At 32.1% G+C, this 3,705-nt stretch carries 1 protein-coding gene; it reads right to left on the bottom strand.

What is annotated here, in order from left to right; translation table 11 throughout:
• Positions 1 to 3,591: beta strand repeat-containing protein (locus MBCUT_RS10190; RefSeq protein WP_157082588.1), on the bottom strand; the 3,591-nt coding region annotated here is incomplete at its 3' end.
• Between the last annotated feature and the right edge of the window lie 114 nt (positions 3,592 to 3,705).

Here is a 3,705-nt window from a genome sequence, read left to right on the forward strand (position 1 = left end):
GAATAGTTTAGAGCCTGTTAAAATACCGTAATTTTTAATATAATAGGTTTTATAATAGACTCTGTATCTTTTTCCATGATATTTTACAGTTTTAGCACTTACTTTGATGAGGTAGATTTTTATACTTGTTTTTGTGATTGATATAGTGTTGGATTTTGCACTGGAAGAGCCGTAGATGATGTTTTCGGTGTTTAGTCCGTTGTATGCTGCGTTTGCGTAGTATTTTCCTGCTTTAGTTGCTGTGTATGTGTACTGTGCAATTCCTTGACTATTTGTCCTAAGACTCACAGTTTTACCTGCAATAGTTAGACTGAGATTTTGGTTAGCTAATGTGTTTCCTTGGTTGTCTTTTAGTGTGATTTTGTAGGTAATTTTATTGCCGTTTCTTGTTGAGGTTATTGTGATTTTAGTTCCGAGATTCTTTGGATTAACAGTATAGTTAGTAGCTATTGTTGCATCGTTGTAGTTATTGTTTCCAGAGAAAAATATATCTACATTAGCTATTCCTACATTTGTATTAGGTATTGTTAAACTCCATAGACCATCGATAACTGTTACATTGTATTCTACGCCATTTATAGTTACTGTGATGTTGTAAGTACCATCTAATAAGCTACCATTAGTGGTTAAGTTACCAGATATAGTACTGTTTCCACCATATGTAGCATTTGATGGTAAGTTAACACCAATATTCACATTAGCTTTGATAACATTTATTGTGATGTTAGTTTCTGATTCGGTGTATTTATCAGTGCTATTGAAGATTATAGTGTAATTATATTCACCTGCATTAAGACCAGATAAAATAACCTGTCCTATACCATTAGTAAAAGTTACATTATACTCAACACCGTTGAGTATTACTGTGTAAGTTCCATCAGGTAGAGTTTGACCATTAGTGATTGTATTAATCACAATAGTTGCGTTTTCACCATAAATAGTATCATTTACATTAGCATTAATGTTTGTTTCTTCTTTGAAGAAAACGTTGTTAATAGCAGAGCTGTTATTGTAGTTAGGATTATCACTTAAAGTGATATTTAAACTATTAAGCCCTAAATTACCATACTGATAACCCACAAAAGTACCTGTACCATTAGTAAAAGCAACAGTTTGTGTTTGACCATTAATAGTAACATTAAAAGTCTGACCAGCTAAATCACCAACACTAGTAGGAATACTAATAACCAAATCAACACTAGTATTATTCACAATAATAATCTCAGGAACAGTAATATTAGAAACACTACCTGGATAAATAGTACCAGTTAATGTAAAGTTTCCGATTACAGTACCATTAGCATTAGTGAAATTAAAAACATCACCAGCAACAGTTTGCACAGGAACCTGTATAATACCCGGAGCATTCAAACTGAAATAACCATATAAAAGATCATTATAGAAAATACTGTTAAGACTTGGTAAATTACTAGCATTAGTACTATCACTAGTACCATTTAAATACACAGTATAATTAAAACTTAATAAATCACCAACAGTATAATCAGCACCAAGATCACTCATATTAGTAATACCAAGCACATAATAACTATTCACAACAACATTGCCCAAACTTGGAAGGCCATTAAAACCCCAATAATTATAATTAGCATTAACAACAGCAGAAGAAGCACTGGCCTTATGAATAGTAGTACTAGTGGACTGATTTAAAAATGCATTATAATTCACAACAACACTAACATTACCATTAGTACCAGTAGTTACAAAAATTCCTCCACCATAATTTGCGGTGTTGTTTATAAAACTGGAACTATGAATATCAGCACTAACAGTACCATTAGCATTAGTAGTTACAAAAATTCCTCCACCATTAGTAGCTGCTGTGTTGTTATTGAAAGTAGAACTAGTTATATTGACATTAATATTACCACTAATACTAGTAGACATACGTATTGCTCCACCCTCATAAATACGTGCAATATTATTACTGAAATTAGAATTGGCTATATTGACATTAGTAGTACCATAAACACCAGTACCTATAGATATTGCCCCACTACTATTTGCGATGTTGTTGTTGAAAGTAGAACTAGTTATATTGGCATTAGTAGTACCATTAGTATCAGTACCTATAGATATTGCCCCAGCACCAGTAGCTGCTGTGTTATTATTGAAAATAGAACTAGTTATATTGACATTCATAGTACCATTAGTACCAGCAATTGCATAAATTCCTCCACCACCACTAGCAGCTGCTGTGTTGTTATTGAAAGTAGAACTAGTTATATTGACATTAATATTACCACTAATACTAGTAGACATACGTATTGCTCCACCCTCATAAATACGTGCAATATTATTACTGAAATTAGAATTGGCTATATTGACATTAGTAGTACCATAAACACCAGTACCTATAGATATTGCCCCAGAAGAAGTTCCTGTGTTGTTATTGAAAGTAGAACTATTTATATTTGCATTAGTAGTACCATTAGCATCAGTACCTATAGATATTGCTCCTCCTGGACTAGTTGGTGGGATATTTTGCTGTAGGTTGTTGGATATCCATGTTAGATTGTATTTGTTACTAGTGAATTCGCTGTTTTTTATGTTTAGATTAGCGTTGCTGAATATGAGATTGTAAAAACCTGCATTTGTTGTTGTTTTACCACTGCCGCCGTTGGTTGTTATTGTGATGTTTTTGTTATAGTTTCTTGTCTCATTATAGTTGTTTATGTTGTTTTGGAAGTTGGATTGTGTGATAATTAAATCACCAGTGTTAACAATCATTGCATAAATATAACGAGTAGTTTGTTCACCGATAACAGTTCCATTGTTGGGGTTTCGGATGTTGATGGTTATGTTTTGGTCGTTGTTCCAGTTGTATTCGCGGTTTGTTGTTGTTTTTATTGTGTTGTTTGTAAATTCTGATCTTGTGATATTAAGCCTACCTTTATTAACAATGAATCCAGAGCCAACAACGCTACTATTATAAATTGTATTGTTAAAATACAAAGTAGTAGTATTAGTATAAGGAACAGTTTCGTAGGATTGGTAGTTTATGTTCATGTTATTGTTAATGAATGTTGTATCGATTATGTTCATTTGTCCATTGTTACCAACGAGGTAACCAGACTCATAACTATCATCTTCCAACACATCATTACTCGTATAAGTTGTGTTCTCACGAATATTAAACGATAAACTATTATCTGTAACTACACAATTTTCCATTGTTAAATAACCATCATTATTTATTAAATAGCTATTATTACCAATCACTGCGTTTTTTATTGTTAGATTCTGTAGTGTTAGTTTCACACCTGAGTTAATTGTGAATAATTTACTACCACCACTTAGATCAATTACTGTGTTGGCTTTATTAGAGCCGGTAATGGTTAAATTCTTATTTATTGTTATGTCTTTGTTGTTGTTGCCTGAATAAATACCATCAGACATTATTATCTTATCGTTAGCTAGAGAGCTATTAACAGCACCACTAATACCACCATCAGTCGCATTAGTAATATTACGATCTGCTGCAAAACTAGTTGATAAACCAACCATTACCAACAAAGCAAAAAGCAACAATAAGACCATCACAAAAGACGTCTTTCTAAACTTATTCATAATATCTTTCACCTCATCATTAAAATATAATATCTCAACATACCATCCAGCTATTAAAAACTAAGAACACTTAACAATCAACTACTAACCATATCTTATTAATTAATAAATAAA

Origin of the sequence: Methanobrevibacter cuticularis (assembly GCF_001639285.1) — an archaeon.
Taxonomy (GTDB): domain Archaea; phylum Methanobacteriota; class Methanobacteria; order Methanobacteriales; family Methanobacteriaceae; genus Methanobaculum; species Methanobaculum cuticulare.